Genomic DNA, 16,311 nt, shown 5'->3' with positions numbered 1-16,311 from the left:
ACTCCTCGTCGCCGCACTCGATGAAGGCGCCTTGAGTCTACGGGCGCGCGCGGACCGCGCTGATCACCGAGCGATCACGATGCTGTGGGTTTCCCGTGGATTGCCTAGGCGGGCCGACGAGGCGTTGCCGACGCGCGTCGCACCGCATCGGCGAGATCACCGGCCTCGATCACGTTCAGCGCTCCGTGCGCGCTGCCGCACCCGCGTGGCACCAGTGCGGTCGTGAAGCCGAGCCGGGCCGCCTCCGCGAGCCGGGCCCGGATCGCCGACACGGGCCGAAGCTCCCCGGCCAGACCGACCTCGCCGATCGCCACGACACCCGGTCCGATCGCCTGGTCACGCAGCGACCCGGCGATCGCGAGCGCCAGCGCGAGATCGGCGGCCGGCTCCGCGAGGCGCACCCCGCCCACGGTCGCCGCGTAGACCTCCCGGCGGGCGAGCTTCAAACCCAGCCGACGTTCCAGCACGGCGAGCAGCATCGCGATCCGTTGCGCATCGAGCCCGCTGGTTGCCCGCCGCGGCGTGGTCGGCTGCTCCTCGCCGACCAGTGCCTGGACCTCGGTGACCAACGCCCGCCGGCCCTCCATGGTGACGGTCACGCAGGTGCCGGACACCGGCTCGGCGCCGTGCGCGAGGAACAGGCCGGACGGGTCCGGCAGCCCGACGATGCCGTCGTCGCGCAGGTCGAAGCAGCCCACCTCGTCGGCCGGGCCGAAGCGGTTCTTCACGGTGCGCACCAGGCGCAGCCTCGAGTGCCGATCTCCTTCGAACGAGAGCACGACGTCGACGAGGTGCTCGAGGGTGCGCGGCCCGGCGATCGCGCCGTCCTTGGTCACGTGTCCGACCAGGAGCACCGCGATGCCCCTGGACTTCGCGAGCTTGATCAGCGAGCTGGCCACCTCGCGCACTTGAGCGACACCACCGGCCGAGCCGTCGACGCCGGCCGAGGCGATGGTCTGCACCGAGTCGACGATCAGCACTGCGGGGGAGACCGCATCGACGTGACCGAGCACTGCGGCCAGGTCGGTCTCGGCGGCGAGGTAGAGGTTGTCGGCAAGCGCCTTGATCCGACCGGCCCGCATCCGGACCTGGGCGGCCGACTCCTCGCCGGTGACCAGCAGGCAGGTCGATCCGCCGGCAGCGATCCGCGCGGCCGCGCTCACCAGCAACGTCGACTTGCCGACCCCGGGCTCGCCGGCGACCAGCACCACAGAGCCGGGAACCAGCCCGCCGCCCAGCACTCGGTCCAGCTCGGGCTCGCCGGTCGGGCGGTGCTGCGCGTCTTGCCCCCGCACCTGCGCGATCGGAAGCGCTGCCGCCGTGACCGGCCCGGCGACGACCGACAGGCCGGGCCGGGCGCCGACCTCGGTGACCGTGCCCCACGCCTGGCACTCCGGGCAGCGACCGACCCAGCGCACGACCTCGACGCCGCACTCCTCGCAGCGGTACGCCGGACGCGCGGCCTTGGCGGTCTTCGTAGCCATCGCCGGTGACGCTAGAGCGGGGCTACGACGCTTTCCCGCACCGACGCGCCGCTGTGGACGGCGGTCAGGCGGGGTCGGCGGGGTGGGGAGCGACGCGCGCGGCGAGCGCCTCCTCGCAGAACCCGACCAGGACGTCGTACGCCGCCTGGCCGAGCAGCTCGACGAGCTCGGCCTGGTAGCCCAGGTAGAGCGGCTCGGCCGCTACGTGCGCCTCGGTCGCGCCGGTGCACCACCAGTCGAGGTCGTGACCGCCGGCGCCCCAACCGCGCCGGTCGTACTCGCCGATCGTCGTGACCAGGACCTCTGTGTCGTCGGGTCGCTTGACCCGGTCGTAGCTGCGGCGGATCGGCAGCTGCCAGCAGACATCCGGCTTGGTCTCGAGCGGGTGGCGGCCGGTGTTGAGCGCGTGCAGGTGCAGGGCGCAGCCCGCGCCGGCGGCAAAGCCCGGACGGTTGAGGAAGATGCACGCGTCGTTGTGCCGGCGGGTCCGGCGGCTGCCGTCCTCGACCTCGCTGATCCCGAGCTTCAAGCCCTGCTTGCGGTACTGCCACTCCTCCGCGGTGAGCTCCTTCGCGAACTTGCGAACCCGCTTCTCATCGCCCTTGTCCGAGTAGTAGGCGCCGTGCGAGCAGCACCCGTCGTCCGGCCGCTCGGCCAGGATTCCCTTGCAACCGCTGCCGTAGATGCAGGTCCATCGCGACAGCAACCAGGTGAGGTCGCACCGGAAGACCTGGTCGGCGTCGGCAGGATCGACGAACTCGATCCACTGGCGGGGAAAGTTCAGGTCGACCTCGGGCACCCGCCAACTGTAGTGACCTGCATACCCTCGCTCCGTGGCGGTCGTGCAGGTCCCGGACGCGAAGGTGGTGCTGTCGACGGCATCGGTCTATCCCGAGTCGACGGCCACGGCCTTCGAGCTGGCGGCCCGGCTCGGGTACGACGGCATCGAGGTCATGGTCTGGACCGATCCGATCAGCCAGGACATCGACGCGCTGCGCCACCTGGTCGACTACCACGGAATTCCGGTGGCTGCGGTGCACTCGCCGTGCCTGATCGTGACGCAGCGGGTCTGGGGGACCGAGCCTTGGGGCAAGCTGGTGCGCGCCCGCGAGGCCGCGGAGGCACTCGGCGCCTCGACCGTCGTGGTCCACCCGCCGTTTCGCTGGCAGCGGGAGTACGCCCGCGAGTTCGTCGGTGGCCTCGAGCGGATGGCCGGCGAGACCGATGTGCGGTTCGCGGTCGAGAACATGTTTCCCCTGCGGGCCCGCGGGCGGTCCGTGGTCGCCTACTCGCCGGACTACGACCCGAGCGAGGAGGACTTCCGGCACTTCACCCTCGACCTGTCGCACACCTCGGTCGCGCAGAACGACGCCTTGGACATGGCCGAGCGGATGGGCGACCGGCTCGCCCACGTCCACATCGCCGACGGGCTGGGCACTGCTCGGGACGAGCACCTCGTCCCTGGCCGCGGCGATCAACCGTGCGCCGAGCTGCTCGAGCGCCTCGCCGCCCACGGCTTCGCCGGTCACGTGGTTGTCGAGATCAACACCCGGCGGGCCGAGTCGCGGGCCGACCGCGAAACCGACCTGGCCGAAGCACTCGCTTACACGCGCCTGCACTTCGCTGCACCGGCGGCCGTGAGTGAGTGAGGCGGACGACTTCGGCCGGCGGTTCGGAACCGTCGCCGACCAGTACGACGAAGCCCGGCCGAGCTATCCGGACGAGGTGTTCGACGCGCTCGACGACGTGATCGGTGGTCTCGCCGGCTGCTTGATCGTGGATCTCGCCGCCGGTACGGGGCTGCAGACCCGCACGCTCGTGGCCCGTGGCGCCCACGTCATTGCGGTCGATGCGGACCACGCGATGCTGATGCGCCTGCGGTCGCGCAGCCCGGATGTTCCCGCCGTCGTCGGGCGGAGCGAGCGGCTGCCACTGCGCGACGGAGTCGCCGACGTCGTGACGTGCGCGACCGCATGGCAGTGGTTGCCCACGGACGAGACGACTGCCGAGGTCGCTCGGGTGCTGCGACCCGGTGGCCATCTTGCGCTGTGGTGGGCGGTCAGCCCGTTCGGCGACGGCATCGAGTGGGAGGACGCGCAGAGCGCCGTCATCGAGCGCTGGGACCAGGAGTACGGCGCACGTCCGGACCCGCCCGGATCGCGACCGAGCGACGCGGTCGACGACCTTCGCGCCCGCGGTGTCGACGTCGTGTTCGTGAGGGAGTTCGCGTGGACCAGATCGGTGACGCGCGCGGAGCACCTGCGCACCATCGCGACCTACTCACCCCAGCTGGCCCGCCCCGAGGATGAGCGTCGGGCGCTGCTGGCCGAGATCGACGCGGCGCTCGCACCCTGGCCGGTCGTCGACCAGCGGTGGTGGGGACCGCTCGTCGTCGCACGCTTCTGAGCGCGCGCCCCGTACGCTCGGCACTGTGTTGCGGTCGGGCATGCGTGCGGCGTTGATGGCCGCGTCCCGTCGCGACGGAGTCCGCCGGGTGGTCGAGCACGCTCCCGTGTCGCGGCGGGTCGTGAAGCGGTTCGTCCCCGGATCCTCGGTTGACGACGCCGTCCGCGCGACCCGTGAGCTGGTCGATGCCGGCCTTTGGGTCTCCCTCGACTATCTCGGCGAGGACATCACCGAGGTCGCGCAGGCGAAGGCGACCGCGGCGGCGTACCTCACCCTGCTTGACGAGCTCGCCGCCGCGGGTCTCGCCGCGAAGGCCGAGGTCTCGGTCAAGCTGTCCGCGATCGGCCAAGCACTCGATCGCTCGCTCGCCGTGGACAACGCGCGCGAGATCTGTGCCGCCGCCCAGTCCGCCGGAACCACGGTGACGCTCGACGCCGAGGACCACACGACGACCGACGGCACGCTCGACGTGCTACGTGAGCTGCGCACGGACTTCCCGTCGGTCGGTGGGGTGCTGCAGGCCTACCTGCGCCGCACCGAGGCCGACTGCCGTGACCTGGCCGGCGCCGGGTCGCGGATCCGGCTGTGCAAGGGCGCGTACGACGAGCCGGAGTCGGTCGCGTACAAACGCCGCGCCGAGGTCGACGCGTCCTATGTGCGATGCCTGCGCGCGCTGCTCGAGGGCGACGGCTACCCGATGATCGCGACCCACGACCCGGCGATGGTGTCGGCCGCGACCGACATCATCGACGAGAACCGACGACCGGCCGACGGCTACGAGTTCCAGATGCTCTACGGGATCCGTCCCGACGAGCAGCAGCGGCTCGCTCGCGAGGGCCGCATCATGCGGGTCTACATCCCGTACGGCGACGAGTGGTACGGCTATCTCGTCCGCCGCCTCGCCGAGCGCCCGGCCAACGTCAAGTTCTTCCTGCGCTCCCTCGCGTCGCGACGGTAGCGGGCCCCGCGAACCCGACGACGAGCTCCGATCGGCGTGGCCCGCGCCGTGGGACGATGGCGGCATGGGCGAGACGGTGGCCGTGCTGGGTGCGGGCAAGATGGGCGAGGCGCTGCTGACCGCGATGCTGCGCTCCGGGCGGGCCGCCCCGAGCCTGCTGTTCACCGAGCGGCATCCGGACCGGGCCGCCGACATCAGCGCGCGGCTCGGCGTCGAGGCGGTCACGACGACGCAGGCGGCCGAGCGTGCGGACACGTTGCTGGTCGCGGTGAAGCCGCAAGAGACCCAGGCGCTTCTCGACGATCTCGTGCCCGCAGTCACCGCGCGCAACCTGGTCATCTCGATCGTGGCGGGGATCCCGACGTCGACCTTCGAGAAGCGGTTGGCCGAGGGCACGCCGGTCGTGCGGGTGATGAGCAACACCCCGGTGTTCGTCGACGAGGCCATGAGCGCGATCTCGGCGGGCGCCCACGCCGGTGAAGAGCACCTGCAGCGCACCGAGGACCTGCTTCGGCCGGTCGGCAAGGTGATCCGGCTGCCCGAGTCGCAGCTCGATGCCGTGACCGCCCTGTCGGGCAGTGGCCCGGCGTACTTCTTCTACCTGGTCGAGGCGATGATCGACGCCGGCATCCTGCTCGGCCTGCCGCGGGCGATCGCGGCAGAGCTGATCGTGCAGACCGCGTACGGTTCGGCGGTCATGCTGCGAGAGTCCGGCGAACATCCGGTCCAGCTGCGCGAGGCCGTGACCAGCCCGGGCGGTACGACGATCGCGGCGATCCGCGAGCTGGAGAACCACGGCGTGCGAGCGGCGCTGCTCTCCGCTCTCGAAGCGGCGCGCGACCGCTCCCAGGAGCTGGCCGCCGGGGCGGGATAGGCGATGGGCTGCACGGTTGCGGCGCCTTGGGACCGCCGGCTGCTCGACTACGACTTCGGCCCGGCGCATCCGCTGGCGCCGGTGCGGGTCGAGCTGACGATGGCGCTCGCCGAGGAGCTCGGCGTGCTCGACCGGGTCGACGTCCTGGAGTTCGAGGCCGCGACGGACGAGCTGCTCCAGCTCGTGCACCGGCCGGACTACCTCGATGCGGTGCGGCGGGCCGGAGAGACGTTGCGGCCGGACCCGGCGCACGGGCTCGGCACGGCGGACGACCCGGTGTTCGCCGGCATGCACGAGGCGAGCGCGCTCGTCGCGGGCGCGTCCGTTGCCGCCGCCCGCTCGGTGCACTCGGGCACGCACGACCACGGGGTGAGCGTGTCGGGCGGGCTGCACCATGCGATGCCTGATCGGGCGTCGGGTTTCTGCGTCTACAACGACCCGGCGATCGCGATCGCATGGCTGTTGTCCCAAGGCGTCGAGAGGGTCGCCTACGTCGACATCGATGTTCACCACGGGGACGGGGTGCAGGCGGTCTTCTGGGACGACCCCCGGGTGCTGACCATCAGCCTGCACGAGAGCGGTCGCACGCTGTTCCCGGGGACCGGTGCGGCTTCCGAGGTGGGCGGGCCGAGCGCGCGAGGTACGGCGATCAACATCCCGTTCGAGCCGGGCACCCGGGACGTCGCGTGGCACGGCGCGTTCGACGCCGTCGTCCCGGAGGCGGTCCGCGAGTTCGCCCCCGACTACCTGGTCACGCAGCACGGCTGCGACACCCATGCGCTCGACCCGCTGGCGAACCTGCTGCTCACGGTCGACGGGCAATGGTTGGCCCATGCGAAGCTGCACGACCTCGCCCACGAGGTTTGCGGTGGCCGCTGGCTCGCGCACGGCGGCGGCGGTTACGAGCTCGTGCAGGTCGTGCCGCGCACCTGGACGCACCTGCTCGCGATCGCGACCGGCGCCCCGGTCGATCCTGAGACGCCGACGCCGGAACCCTGGCGGGAGTTCGTCAAGCGCCGGACCGGCGAGCACGCCCCGATCAGGATGACCGATCGGCCGCCCACGGCGAGCGGAGCATGAGCGCCATGACGCTGTCCGGTGCCATGGCCCGCGCGGCCGCGGCGGCGATCGCCGCGGTCGGCCTGACCGCCTGCGCGGTCACCAGCGTGCACGGCTCCGCGCCGCCTCCCGTCGTACGCAGCACGGGCCCGGCGCAGACCGCTCCGGCGGGTTCGATCAAGACCGGCGGGGCGGCGAGCGGGTCGGTCGCCGTACGAATCTCCGCGGTCGGCGACACCATGCTCGGCAACACGCCGGACCTCCCGCCGGACCCCGGGGCCTACCTCTCGGATGTCGACAAGCCGCTCAAGTGGCACGCGCAGATCGTCTTCGGCAACCTCGAGGGGACGCTGACCGATGTCACCCACGGCAAGTGCGCCCACAACGGCGGCGACTGCTTCGCCTTCCGCGATCCGCCGCACTACGCCCGCTACCTCGCCGCCGACGGCTTCACCGTGCTCAACGACGCCAACAACCACTCGCACGACTTCGGCCAGGCCGGCCTCGACCAGACCATCCGGGCCATCCACCACGCGGGGATGCAGCAGACCGGCCTGGTGGGCGAGGTCACCGTCGTGCACACGGGTACGACGAAGGTGGCGTTCGTCGCTTTTTGCGCCGTATCCCAACACCGCCGATCTGCTGCACCTCAAAGCCGCCGCGCGGCTGATCCGCCGGGCCCGCCACGAGGCGCGGATCGTCGTGGTCTACATGCACGCCGGCGCGGAGGGCGCCGACGCCGACCACGTGACGGGGCACGAGGAGTACTACGTCGGCGAGGACCGGGGCAACCCGGAGAAGTTCGCGCACATGGCGGTGCGCAACGGTGCGAGCCTGGTGATCGCGAGTGGCCCACACGTGCTGCGGGGGATGGAGTTCTACCGGCATCACCTGATCGCGTACAGCTTGGGAAACTTCGCGAACTACCACGACTTCGGCGCCGGCGGCGTGCTGTCCGACTCGGCGATCCTGCACGTTTCACTCGGTCCGGACGGACAGTTCCGCTTTGCCCGGTTGTTCTCGGTGCGGCTGGATGGCGAGGGGCACCCGACCCGCGGCGGTGGGTCGGTCGGGCTGGTCCGGCGGCTGTCCCGCGAGGACTTCGGGCCGGCTCGCGCGCGGTTCAGTACTGACGGCGTGATCACCCCCAATCAGGGCTGAAACGGCACGACACGCCGCAGGCCGGACGGCGCGTCACTCGTTCGGGTGATGTCCCACCCGTATCTATGACGCCATGAGGCACAAGCCGATACAGTCGATACAGCACGCATGCGGTGCCTGCGTCGGAGGGGAAGCCGACGCGCCGCACGCGTGGAAGGGCGGTTGTTCCATGGCTGCGGACGCTGGCATCCCCGGGAATGGTGCCGGGGCGGTGACGAGTCCCGCCCACCCGGAGGCCGAGCGGCTCGGCGAGCTGCGGTTTCTGACCGTCGCCGAGGTCGCGACCCTGATGCGGGTCTCCAAGATGACCGTCTACCGGCTGGTGAACGCCGCGACGCTGCCCGCCGTGCGCGTGGGTCGATCGGTCCGGGTGCCTGAGCAGGCGGTGCACGACTACCTGCAGCACTCGTTCGTCGAAGCCGGCTGACCCACCGGGCCGCCGTTCCGGCTAACCTTGGCCGGGATTTGCTCGGGGACGGCTGTCGGAAAGGCGCCACGTGGGTTCGGTCATCAAGAAGCGTCGCAAGCGCATGGCGAAGAAAAAGCATCGCAAGCTGCTGAAGAAGACGCGCGTGCAGCGACGCAACAAGAAGTAACGAGAGGGGCGCGAGCGTGTCCTCGTCGAAGCAACGGCGCTACGACTGGGTGACCTTCACTTCCGACTACGGCCTGGACGACGTGTTCGTCGGGGTCTGCCGCGGGGTCGTCGCCTCCATCGCGCCGCACGTGCGGGTTCTCGATGTCTGCCACCAGGTGACGCCGCAGGATGTCGCCCAGGGCGCCAACAGCCTGGCCTCCGCGATCCCCTACCTTCCGCTCGCCGTCCATCTCGCGCTGGTCGACCCGATGCACGGGGCGACCGCCCGCGGGGTGGTCGTCGAGACCGGCGACGGCTCGCTGCTGGTGGGACCGGACAACGGGATCCTCTCCCTCGCCTGGGAGCAGCGTGGCGGCGCCAAGCAGGCCGTGGAGATCTCGAACCCGGCACTGTGTCTCGAGACCATCCACCGGACCTTCCGCGGTCGGGACATCTTCGCCCCCGTGGCCGCCCACCTCGCCAACGGCACCGAGCTGGGCGAGATCGGTGCGGCGGTCTCCACCGACGAGCTGGTCACGCTGCCGGTGCGCGGGGTCGTCGTCGACGACGACCACGTCCACGGCGAGGTCAGCCTGGTCGACCACTTCGGCAACGTCTCGCTCAACGTCTGCCGCTCCGATCTCGAGGCGGCCGGCATGACCTTCGGCGACACCGTCGAGGTGCGCTGCAACGGCCGTACGTTGGACGTGCCGTTCAACGCGACGTACGGCGACGTCGCCCGCGGCCGGCTCACCCTGTGTGAGGACTCGTTCCGCTCGATCATGCTGGCGGTCAACGCCGGCCACGCGAGCCGCGAGCTGCGCGTGGGCCGCGGCGAGCCGGTTGTCATCGCCCGGCTGCCGCAGCAGTCAGCCCGGCCGGGCTCGCTCAACTGACCACTCGGGCGCCGAGCCGCCCGACTACCATCGCGTCGTGAGCTCAGGCGTGGTCCTGGTGACCGGTGTCTCGCGCCGGATCGGCGCCCTGCTCGCTGCCCGGCTGTCCGACGACGAGTCGATCGAGCGCGTCATCGGGGTGGACGTCGAGCCCCCGAAGACCGATCTCGGGCGCACGGAGTTCGTCCGAGCCGACATCCGGAACCCGATCATCGCGAAGGTGATCGCGCAGGCGAAGGTCGACACGGTTGCGCACCTCAGCGTGATCGCGACGCCGTTCGGAGCCGGCGGCCGGGCGGCCATGAAGGAGATCAACGTCATCGGCACGATGCAGCTTCTGGCCGCGTGCCAGAAGGCGCCGAGCGTGCGGAAGCTGGTCGTGAAGTCGACCACCGCCGTCTACGGGTCGTCGTCGCGAGACCCTGCGCTGTTCACCGAGGAGATGGAGCCGCGGGCGCTCCCGCGGTCGGGCTACGCCAAGGACTCGGTCGAGGTCGAGGGATACGTCCGCGGGTTCGGCCGCCGGCGTCCGGACGTCGATGTCACGCTGCTTCGGTTCGCGAACTTCATCGGCCCGCGGATCGACACCCCGCTCACCCGCTACTTCTCGCTGCCCGTGGTTCCGACGGTGTTCGGGTTCGACCCGCGGCTGCAGCTGCTGCACGAGGACGACGGGATGCAGGTCCTGCACCGCTCCGTGGTCGAGGACCATCGGGGCACCTTCAACGTCGCGGCGGACGGTGTGCTGCTTCTGTCGCAGGCCATCCGGCGCGCCGGTCGGACGTCGGTGCAGTTCCCGAACGCCGCGGTCAGCGTGGTCGGGTCGGCGTTCCGGCATACCGGGCTGGTGGACTTCTCGCCGGAGCAGCTGCAGTTCCTGCTCTTCGGTCGCGGGGTCGACACCAGGCGCTTGGTCGAGGACTTCGGCTATCTCGCGCGCTACACCACCGTCGAGGCGTTCGACGACTTCGTCGCGGGAAGCGGCCTGCGGCCGGTGATCGACCCGGCGCGGGTCGAGGCGGCCGGCGAGCTCGTCCGCGATGTCGTAGGGCGGCTGGGGGTGGCCGTCGGTGTCTGACGCTCGCGTGATCCGGCTGGACTCGGGCGACGGCCCACCCGCCAGGCGCCGCCGCGCCCGCGCGGAAGCGCCCGCACCCGCGCCGGCTCCGGTGCCGGAGCTCGACGAGGAACCGTCGGCGGAGCCGGGTGACTGGGAGCGGCGGGCGGCCGGCGCTCTCGCCTTCCTGCGCCGCCGGATCACCGGCGACTACGAGATCGACGACTTCGGCTTCGACGCCGATCTCACCGAGCACGTGCTCATGCCGTTGCTGCGGCCGATCTATGAGAAGTACTTCCGGGTCGAGGTCCAGGGCATGGACAACGTTCCCGTGATGGGCGGCGCGCTCATCGTCGCCAACCACTCGGGCACCATTCCGGTCGACTCGGCGATGACCCAGCTCGCGCTGCTCGACCACCATCCGGCGCATCGCCACCTGCGCATGCTCGCCGCCGACCTCGTCTTCACCCTTCCGGTCGTGGCACCGGCGGCGCGCAAGTCGGGTGCGACGCTGGCGTGCAACGAGGACGCCGAGCGGCTGCTCGGTGCGGGTGAGCTGGTCGGTGTCTGGCCGGAGGGGTTCAAGGGGATCGGCAAGCCGTTCAGCGAGCGCTACAAGCTGCAGCGCTTCGGCCGCGGCGGGTTCGTCTCGGCGGCGCTGCGGGCCGGCGTACCGATCATTCCGTGCTCGATCGTGGGGGCCGAGGAGATCTACCCGATCATCGGCAACGTGCCGACCCTGGCGCGTGCGCTCGGGCTGCCGTACATCCCGATCACGCCGTTGTTCCCGTTGCTCGGGCCGCTGGGCCTGCTGCCTTTGCCGTCGAAGTGGATCATCGAGTTCGGCGAGCCGATCGAGACCGATCAGATCGGTGCCGCGGGCGCGGACGACCCGATGCTGGTGTTCAACCTCACCGACCAGGTCCGTGAGGTCATCCAGCAGACGTTGTACAAGCTCCTGCTCGCCCGACGCAGCGTCTTCTTCTAGGCGTTGCTGCAGAGGCTTCGTCTGTCAAGGCTTGTGCGTTAAGGCTTCAGGGCCTTGCGCGGCGCCCTGATCGCGCCGTTGTGCTTGCGGTGCATGGCGAGTCCCACGGCGATGCCGCCGGCGATCGCGCCCGCCCCGGCAGCAGCCGGTACGCCGACCTTCGCCGCCTTGCGTCCGGTGCGGAAGTCGCGCACCTCCCAGCCGTTTTCCCGCGCGATCCGTCGTAGCCGCGCGTCCGGGTTGACCGCGACCGGATGTCCGACCGTGGTCAGCATCGGGAGGTCGTTGGCGGAGTCGGAGTACGCCGAACACTGCGCGAGGTCCAGTCCTTCCTGTGCCGCGAGCGCCATCACGGCCTCGGCTTTTGCCGGTCCGTGCAGCGGCTCGCCGACCAGACGCCCGGTGTAGACGCCGTCCACCACCTCGGACACCGTGCCGAGCGCTCCGGTCAGGCCGAGCCGGCGGGCCAGCAGTGCGGCGAGCTCCGCAGGCGCGGCAGTGACCAGCCAGACCCGCTGGCCGGCGTCGAGATGGAGCTGCGCCAGGGCCCGCGTGCCGGACCAGATCCGGTCGGCGATCAGCTCGTCGTAGATGTCCTCGGCCAGCTCCGTGACTTCGTCGACCGAGTGCCCGGCGATGAAGCCGAGCGCGGCCTGTTTGGCGTCCTCCATGTGGTCGAGGTTCTCGATGCCGCGCAGCCGGAAGGCGACCTGCCGCCATGCGAACGCGGCCAGGTCCCGCCACGAGAAGAAGTCCCGAGCCGCGAGCCCGCGGGCGAAGTGGTAGATCGATGCGCCTTGCAGCATCGTGTTGTCGACGTCGAAGAACGCCGCCGCGTGCGGATCCGCGGGCATCGCGAGACTGGCCTCGACCTCTGCCGCGGCTGCGGACGCATGTCCGGCTTCGACGGCACTGCGCCGCGAGCGCGACCGGGCGGCCATGCCGTCGAGGGTAGTCGCGAGCGCTCGGAAGAGGCGGCGGGCGGCCAGTGGCTACCGTTGACTCGTGCCCGCGTTGCGTCCGTCGCGCCGGCTGCCGGCCGGGCGCTCGCCGGCGGCCGCCCGCAGCGCCGCGTCGGCGGTTGCCGCCCGGGAGAATCGCACGAGGCGCGAACGGCGCCGGCGCATGCAGGTCCTCGTCTGGAGCGTGGTCGCGATCCTCGTCGCGCTGGGCGCATTCGTGTCGGGGCTGGTTGCCGCACCGCTGAACTACAACTTCCAACCGGTGCCCCCGAAGTCCGTTCTCCTGCTGGACTCCGCAGGCCAGCCGTTCGCGACGATCCGTTCGCCGCAGGTCGAGGACCCGGTGCCGGGCTCGCAGATCCCGCTGGTCATGCGTGAGGCGATCGTCGCGGCGGAGGACCAGCGGTTCTACTCGAGTCCCGGCATCGACCCGATCGCGATCGCGCGGGCGGCCTGGCACGACCTCACCGGGCACGGGCTTCAGGGTGGTTCCACGATCACCCAGCAGTACGTCAAGAACGTCTACACCGGCAGCCAGCGGACCCCGTTGCGCAAGCTGCGGGAGGCCTCGCTCGCGCTCCGGCTCGAACAGCACCTGACCAAGAGCGAGATCCTCACCCGCTACCTGAACACCCTCTACCTGGGCAACGGTACGGCGGGGGTCGAGGCGGCGAGCCGGTTCTACTTCGGCGTACCGATCAACGAGCTGTCGCTGAACCCGGCGACCGGCAAGCGCGATCCGTCGTTGGCACTGGCCCGAGCCGCAACTCTCGCCGGCATGGCGCCGGCACCGTCGGATTGGAACCCGCTGCACGACCCTACGGCAGCGCGTTCGCGCGAGCTGTACGTGCTCAACCGCATGCAGGTGGCCGGCTACATCAACTCCGAGCAGGCCGGCGATGCCTACGGCTCCGCGTTGCCGCGGGTCGTCGCCCAGGCGGAGCCCGAGGCGCAGACGATCGCTCCCGAGTTCCGCGACCTGGTCGCCGCGCAGCTCGCGCACTACGGCGACTCGACGCTGTTCAACTCGGGCGGGATGCAGGTCACGACCACCCTCGACCTCGACCTGCAGCAAGCGGCCACGGAGGCACTCGGTGAGATCCTGCCGAAGCAGAAGCACCTGAATGCGGCAGTCGTCGCGGTCGATCCCCGCAACGGCGACCTGCGGGCGCTCGCCGAGCACAAGGCCGGCGGCTACGTGCAGAACGGTCTCGACCTCGCCGACCCGCCGGTCGCGGACATCACCCGTTCGTCGGGATCCACCATCAAGCCGTTCACGCTCGCGGTCGCGCTCCAGCACGGACACACGTTGTCCGAGGGCCATCAGGCTCCGGAGTGCATCCGGATCGGACCGGGCTACCGGCCCTGCAACGCGGAGGGCGGTGCCGGCTACTACACCCTCGAGACCGCGCTCGAGCAGTCGATCAACACCGTCTACGCGCCGCTCGCGGTCCAGGTCGGCATGAACCGGATCGTCCGGCTGGCGAAGCGGGCCGGGATGGTCGTCGGGCATCTCGACACGGGTCACTCCTGCGGTGCGAGAAGGGGCGTGATCTGCCCGTCGTACGCGTTGGGCATTCCGGTCAGCCCGCTGTCCGAGGCGGATGCCTACGGCAGCTTCGTCGACCATGGCATCCATCACGCGGTGCGCAGCATCCTGACCGTCCGCACCCCGGTGCAGGGCGAGCTCTTCCAGGCCGCGCCGCAGCCACCCGGCAGCCGGGTCATGCCGGCGAGGATCGCCAACGAGGTCACGTCGGCGATGCAGGGCGTGGTCGACTCGGGCACCGGGAGGGCAGCCCGCCAGCCGTTCCCGGTCTACGGCAAGACCGGCACCACCGACCATTTCACCGACGCCTGGTTCACCGGATGCACGCGCACCCTGTGCATCACGGTCTGGATGGGGGACACCAACCCGCACGAGCTCCGCGACGCATCAGGCGCGCCGGTGTACGGCGGCACCATCCCGGCGAAGCTGTTCGCGCAGACCTTCGTTGACTATCGCGCGCTGCAGGGCAGCTCCTAGCAGCGCGCCGGGCGCGCTTCGGCGCCGATCACGGGTGCTTGCAGGTGTGGAACACTCGTCGCCATGGCCGCCGGGAACGTCGCCGATCTGGTGCGGGCAGCGGCCGAGACCAGCCCGGACAAGCCTGCCCTCGTCGACGGCGAGCGAACGGTGTCGTGGGCACTGCTCGACCGCATGGTCGAGCAGGCGGCGGCCGGTTTGCAGGCGGCGGGCTGCGAGCCCGGCGACCGGATCGGCCTGCTCCTGCCCAACAGCGTGGAGTTCGTGACCGCGTACTTCGGCGCGCTGCGCGGGGGGTTTGTCGCCGTACCGTTCAACACCGCCTACACCCCGCGGGAGCTGAGGTACCAGCTCGGCGACGCCGCCGTCCGCCTGGTCGTCACGGACACCGAGCACCAGGGGCAGCTCACCGATCTCACCGAGGACTCGCTCGTCGTGGTCGGCGCGGAGTCCGGGTCGTGGGACCAGTTGCTGGACGCGGGCGTGAGCGGCGAGCGCAGCGAGGTCGGTGGCGAGGACCTCGCCGTACTGCTCTACACCTCCGGCACCTCCGGCCGGCCGCGCGGCGCGATGCTCAGCCACCGTGCGTTGCTCGCCAACCTCGACCAGCTGGTGGCGATCCAGCCGCCGGTGGTCTCGGCGGACGACCGCGTTCTGCTCGTCCTGCCGCTGTTCCATGTGTACGGCCTGAACGCCGGGCTGGGTCTGGTCGCCAAGGCCGGCTCGACCGGCATCCTCGCCCGCCGCTTCGACCCGACCGAGACCCTCGAGCTCATCCAGGACCAGCAGGTCAGCTGCATCGTCGGCGCTCCGCCGATGTACGTCGCGTGGTCGGCGATGCCGCAGCTCGGCGAGCGGCTGAGCACGGTGCGCCTGGCGTTGTCCGGCGCGGCGCCGTTGCCGCCCTCCGTGCTCGGGTCGGTCCTGGAGTCCAGCGGCCACCACATCTTCGAGGGTTACGGCCTCACCGAGGCCGCTCCCGTGCTCACCACGACGTTGTGCAGCCCGGTGCCGAAGGCGAGCAGCGTCGGTCGACCGCTGCCGGGCGTCGAGGTCAAGATCCTCGACGACGCCGAGGAAGAGGTCGACGAGCACGATCCCGGCGAGCTGATCGTGCGCGGCGCCAACCTGTTCTCCGGCTACTGGCCCGACGGCGCGGGCGGCCCGGATGACGAGGGCTGGTTCCGGACCGGCGACGTCGCGTACGCCGATGCCGACGGCGACCTGTATCTCGTCGACCGAACCCGCGAGCTGATCCTGGTGAGCGGCTTCAACGTGTATCCCCGCGAGGTCGAGGACGTCCTCGCCGAACACGAGGCCGTGGCCGAGGTCGCCGTGATCGGCGCGCCACACCTCTACACCGGCGAGACGGTGAAAGCGCTGGTCGTGCTGCGGCCCGGGCTGACGGCGACCGAAGACCAGCTGATCGCCTACGCGGCGTCCCGGCTCGCGCGGTTCAAGTGCCCGACGATCGTCGAGTTCGTCGCGGAGCTGCCCCATTCGTTGTCCGGCAAGGTCTCGAAGGGCCGGCTGCGCGAGGGTGACGGCGGCGACGACCATGCGTCGGCTGCCGGCGGTTGACCACCGCGGACCCGAGGGTGGTCGTGCTCGTCACGTCCGGTTGCCACCTGTGTGACGAGGCCTGCTCCGCGGTCGAGGCGGTGTGTCGAGAGCTCGACGTCGGCTGGACCGCTCGCCCGCTCTCCGAGCTGGCGGCCGATGCCCAGGCCAGGTGGCGCGAGTACGTGCCGGTGATCCTCGTGGACGGCGAGGTGCACGACATCTTCCGCGTGGCACCCGACCGGCTCCGCTCGACGCTCGCGGGGCGCGGCTGACCGGCGTTCGCTGCGGTCGCTTCGTGCC

The 16,311-nt window shown here is 71.0% G+C and carries 17 protein-coding genes and 1 pseudogene; 14 read left to right on the top strand and 4 right to left on the bottom strand.

Annotated elements, in window-relative coordinates:
• Window positions 1–104: 104 nt before the first annotated feature.
• Both radA and VME70_06475 read right to left on the bottom strand, forming a co-directional pair.
• The gene (gene radA, locus VME70_06480; protein HTW19838.1) at window positions 105–1,484 is read right to left on the bottom strand and encodes a DNA repair protein RadA; all 1,380 of its coding nucleotides are present in this window, start codon (window positions 1,482–1,484) and stop codon (window positions 105–107) included.
• Window positions 1,485–1,548: 64 nt separating this feature from the next.
• A complete protein-coding gene (locus tag VME70_06475; protein HTW19837.1) occupies window positions 1,549–2,283 on the bottom strand; it encodes a hypothetical protein in 735 nt (244 codons plus the stop codon).
• 34 nt (window positions 2,284–2,317) lie between these two features.
• Between VME70_06475 and VME70_06470 the strand changes: the two genes are divergently transcribed.
• The 5 genes from VME70_06470 (at window position 2,318) to VME70_06450 (ending at window position 6,802) form a co-directional block, all read left to right on the top strand.
• Complete coding sequence (locus VME70_06470) at window positions 2,318–3,133, top strand: sugar phosphate isomerase/epimerase (GenBank protein HTW19836.1); 816 nt, start codon at window positions 2,318–2,320, stop codon at window positions 3,131–3,133.
• Window positions 3,126–3,890, top strand: a complete 765-nt coding sequence (locus tag VME70_06465) for a class I SAM-dependent methyltransferase (protein ID HTW19835.1) — start codon at window positions 3,126–3,128, stop codon at window positions 3,888–3,890. Before VME70_06470 ends, VME70_06465 begins: the two co-directional genes overlap by 8 nt.
• Window positions 3,891–3,930: 40 nt before the next feature.
• Entirely contained in the window at window positions 3,931–4,848 is a 918-nt protein-coding gene (locus VME70_06460; GenBank protein HTW19834.1) for a proline dehydrogenase family protein, read from the top strand.
• A 64-nt stretch (window positions 4,849–4,912) separates the two neighbouring features.
• A complete protein-coding gene (gene proC / locus VME70_06455; GenBank protein ID HTW19833.1) occupies window positions 4,913–5,722 on the top strand; it encodes a pyrroline-5-carboxylate reductase in 810 nt (269 codons plus the stop codon).
• 3 nt (window positions 5,723–5,725) lie between these two features.
• Window positions 5,726–6,802 carry an acetoin utilization protein AcuC gene (locus VME70_06450; GenBank protein HTW19832.1) on the top strand — a complete coding sequence of 359 codons (1,077 nt, stop codon included), beginning with the start codon at window positions 5,726–5,728 and terminating at the stop codon, window positions 6,800–6,802.
• Here the strand turns inward: VME70_06450 and VME70_06445 are convergent.
• The gene (locus tag VME70_06445) at window positions 6,762–7,034 is read right to left on the bottom strand and encodes a hypothetical protein (protein ID HTW19831.1); all 273 of its coding nucleotides are present in this window, start codon (window positions 7,032–7,034) and stop codon (window positions 6,762–6,764) included. The two genes, VME70_06450 and VME70_06445, sit on opposite strands and share 41 nt — an antisense overlap.
• Here VME70_06445 and VME70_06440 point away from each other — a divergent pair.
• The 6 genes and pseudogenes from VME70_06440 (at window position 7,021) to VME70_06415 (ending at window position 11,460) form a co-directional block, all read left to right on the top strand.
• A pseudogene (locus tag VME70_06440) lies at window positions 7,021–7,942 on the top strand (CapA family protein). The gene VME70_06445 and the pseudogene VME70_06440 sit on opposite strands and share 14 nt — an antisense overlap.
• Before the next feature lie 169 nt (window positions 7,943–8,111).
• Window positions 8,112–8,369, top strand: a complete 258-nt coding sequence (locus VME70_06435) for a helix-turn-helix domain-containing protein (protein ID HTW19830.1) — start codon at window positions 8,112–8,114, stop codon at window positions 8,367–8,369.
• Between the two features lie 70 nt (window positions 8,370–8,439).
• Window positions 8,440–8,538 carry an AURKAIP1/COX24 domain-containing protein gene (locus tag VME70_06430; GenBank protein ID HTW19829.1) on the top strand — a complete coding sequence of 33 codons (99 nt, stop codon included), beginning with the start codon at window positions 8,440–8,442 and terminating at the stop codon, window positions 8,536–8,538.
• A 16-nt stretch (window positions 8,539–8,554) separates the two neighbouring features.
• Complete coding sequence (locus VME70_06425; protein HTW19828.1) at window positions 8,555–9,415, top strand: SAM-dependent chlorinase/fluorinase; 861 nt, start codon at window positions 8,555–8,557, stop codon at window positions 9,413–9,415.
• 37 nt (window positions 9,416–9,452) lie between these two features.
• Window positions 9,453–10,493: an NAD-dependent epimerase/dehydratase family protein gene (locus VME70_06420; GenBank protein ID HTW19827.1), complete on the top strand. Its 1,041-nt coding sequence runs from the start codon at window positions 9,453–9,455 to the stop codon at window positions 10,491–10,493.
• A complete protein-coding gene (locus VME70_06415; protein HTW19826.1) occupies window positions 10,486–11,460 on the top strand; it encodes a lysophospholipid acyltransferase family protein in 975 nt (324 codons plus the stop codon). The genes VME70_06420 and VME70_06415 overlap by 8 nt, the downstream gene beginning before the upstream one ends.
• 38 nt (window positions 11,461–11,498) lie before the next feature.
• On the opposite strand, the gene VME70_06410 is transcribed toward VME70_06415, so the two are convergent.
• Window positions 11,499–12,401, bottom strand: a complete 903-nt coding sequence (locus tag VME70_06410) for an HAD-IB family hydrolase (GenBank protein HTW19825.1) — start codon at window positions 12,399–12,401, stop codon at window positions 11,499–11,501.
• A gap of 64 nt (window positions 12,402–12,465) precedes the next feature.
• Between VME70_06410 and VME70_06405 the strand changes: the two genes are divergently transcribed.
• The 3 genes from VME70_06405 to VME70_06395 all read left to right on the top strand — a co-directional run bounded on the left by VME70_06405 (window position 12,466) and on the right by VME70_06395 (window position 16,283).
• Window positions 12,466–14,448, top strand: a complete 1,983-nt coding sequence (locus tag VME70_06405) for a transglycosylase domain-containing protein (protein HTW19824.1) — start codon at window positions 12,466–12,468, stop codon at window positions 14,446–14,448.
• 63 nt (window positions 14,449–14,511) lie between these two features.
• Window positions 14,512–16,029, top strand: a complete 1,518-nt coding sequence (locus tag VME70_06400) for an AMP-binding protein (protein HTW19823.1) — start codon at window positions 14,512–14,514, stop codon at window positions 16,027–16,029.
• Entirely contained in the window at window positions 16,026–16,283 is a 258-nt protein-coding gene (locus VME70_06395; GenBank protein ID HTW19822.1) for a hypothetical protein, read from the top strand. Before VME70_06400 ends, VME70_06395 begins: the two co-directional genes overlap by 4 nt.
• Window positions 16,284–16,311 lie beyond the last annotated feature (28 nt).

This window comes from Mycobacteriales bacterium (assembly GCA_035504215.1).
Classification (GTDB): domain Bacteria; phylum Actinomycetota; class Actinomycetes; order JAFAQI01; family JAFAQI01; genus DATAUK01.
The sequence above is the reverse complement of the archived record's forward strand: the minus strand, read 5'-3'. Positions and strand labels throughout refer to the sequence as shown.

Coding starts and splice junctions, on each gene's coding strand:
- radA (HTW19838.1), bottom strand. CDS start 1,484: ATGGCTACGAAGACCGCCAAGGCCGCGCGTCCGGCGTACCGCTGCGAG.
- VME70_06460 (HTW19834.1), top strand. CDS start 3,931: ATGCGTGCGGCGTTGATGGCCGCGTCCCGTCGCGACGGAGTCCGCCGG.
- proC (HTW19833.1), top strand. CDS start 4,913: ATGGGCGAGACGGTGGCCGTGCTGGGTGCGGGCAAGATGGGCGAGGCG.
- VME70_06450 (HTW19832.1), top strand. CDS start 5,726: ATGGGCTGCACGGTTGCGGCGCCTTGGGACCGCCGGCTGCTCGACTAC.
- VME70_06435 (HTW19830.1), top strand. CDS start 8,112: ATGGCTGCGGACGCTGGCATCCCCGGGAATGGTGCCGGGGCGGTGACG.
- VME70_06410 (HTW19825.1), bottom strand. CDS start 12,401: ATGGCCGCCCGGTCGCGCTCGCGGCGCAGTGCCGTCGAAGCCGGACAT.
- VME70_06400 (HTW19823.1), top strand. CDS start 14,512: ATGGCCGCCGGGAACGTCGCCGATCTGGTGCGGGCAGCGGCCGAGACC.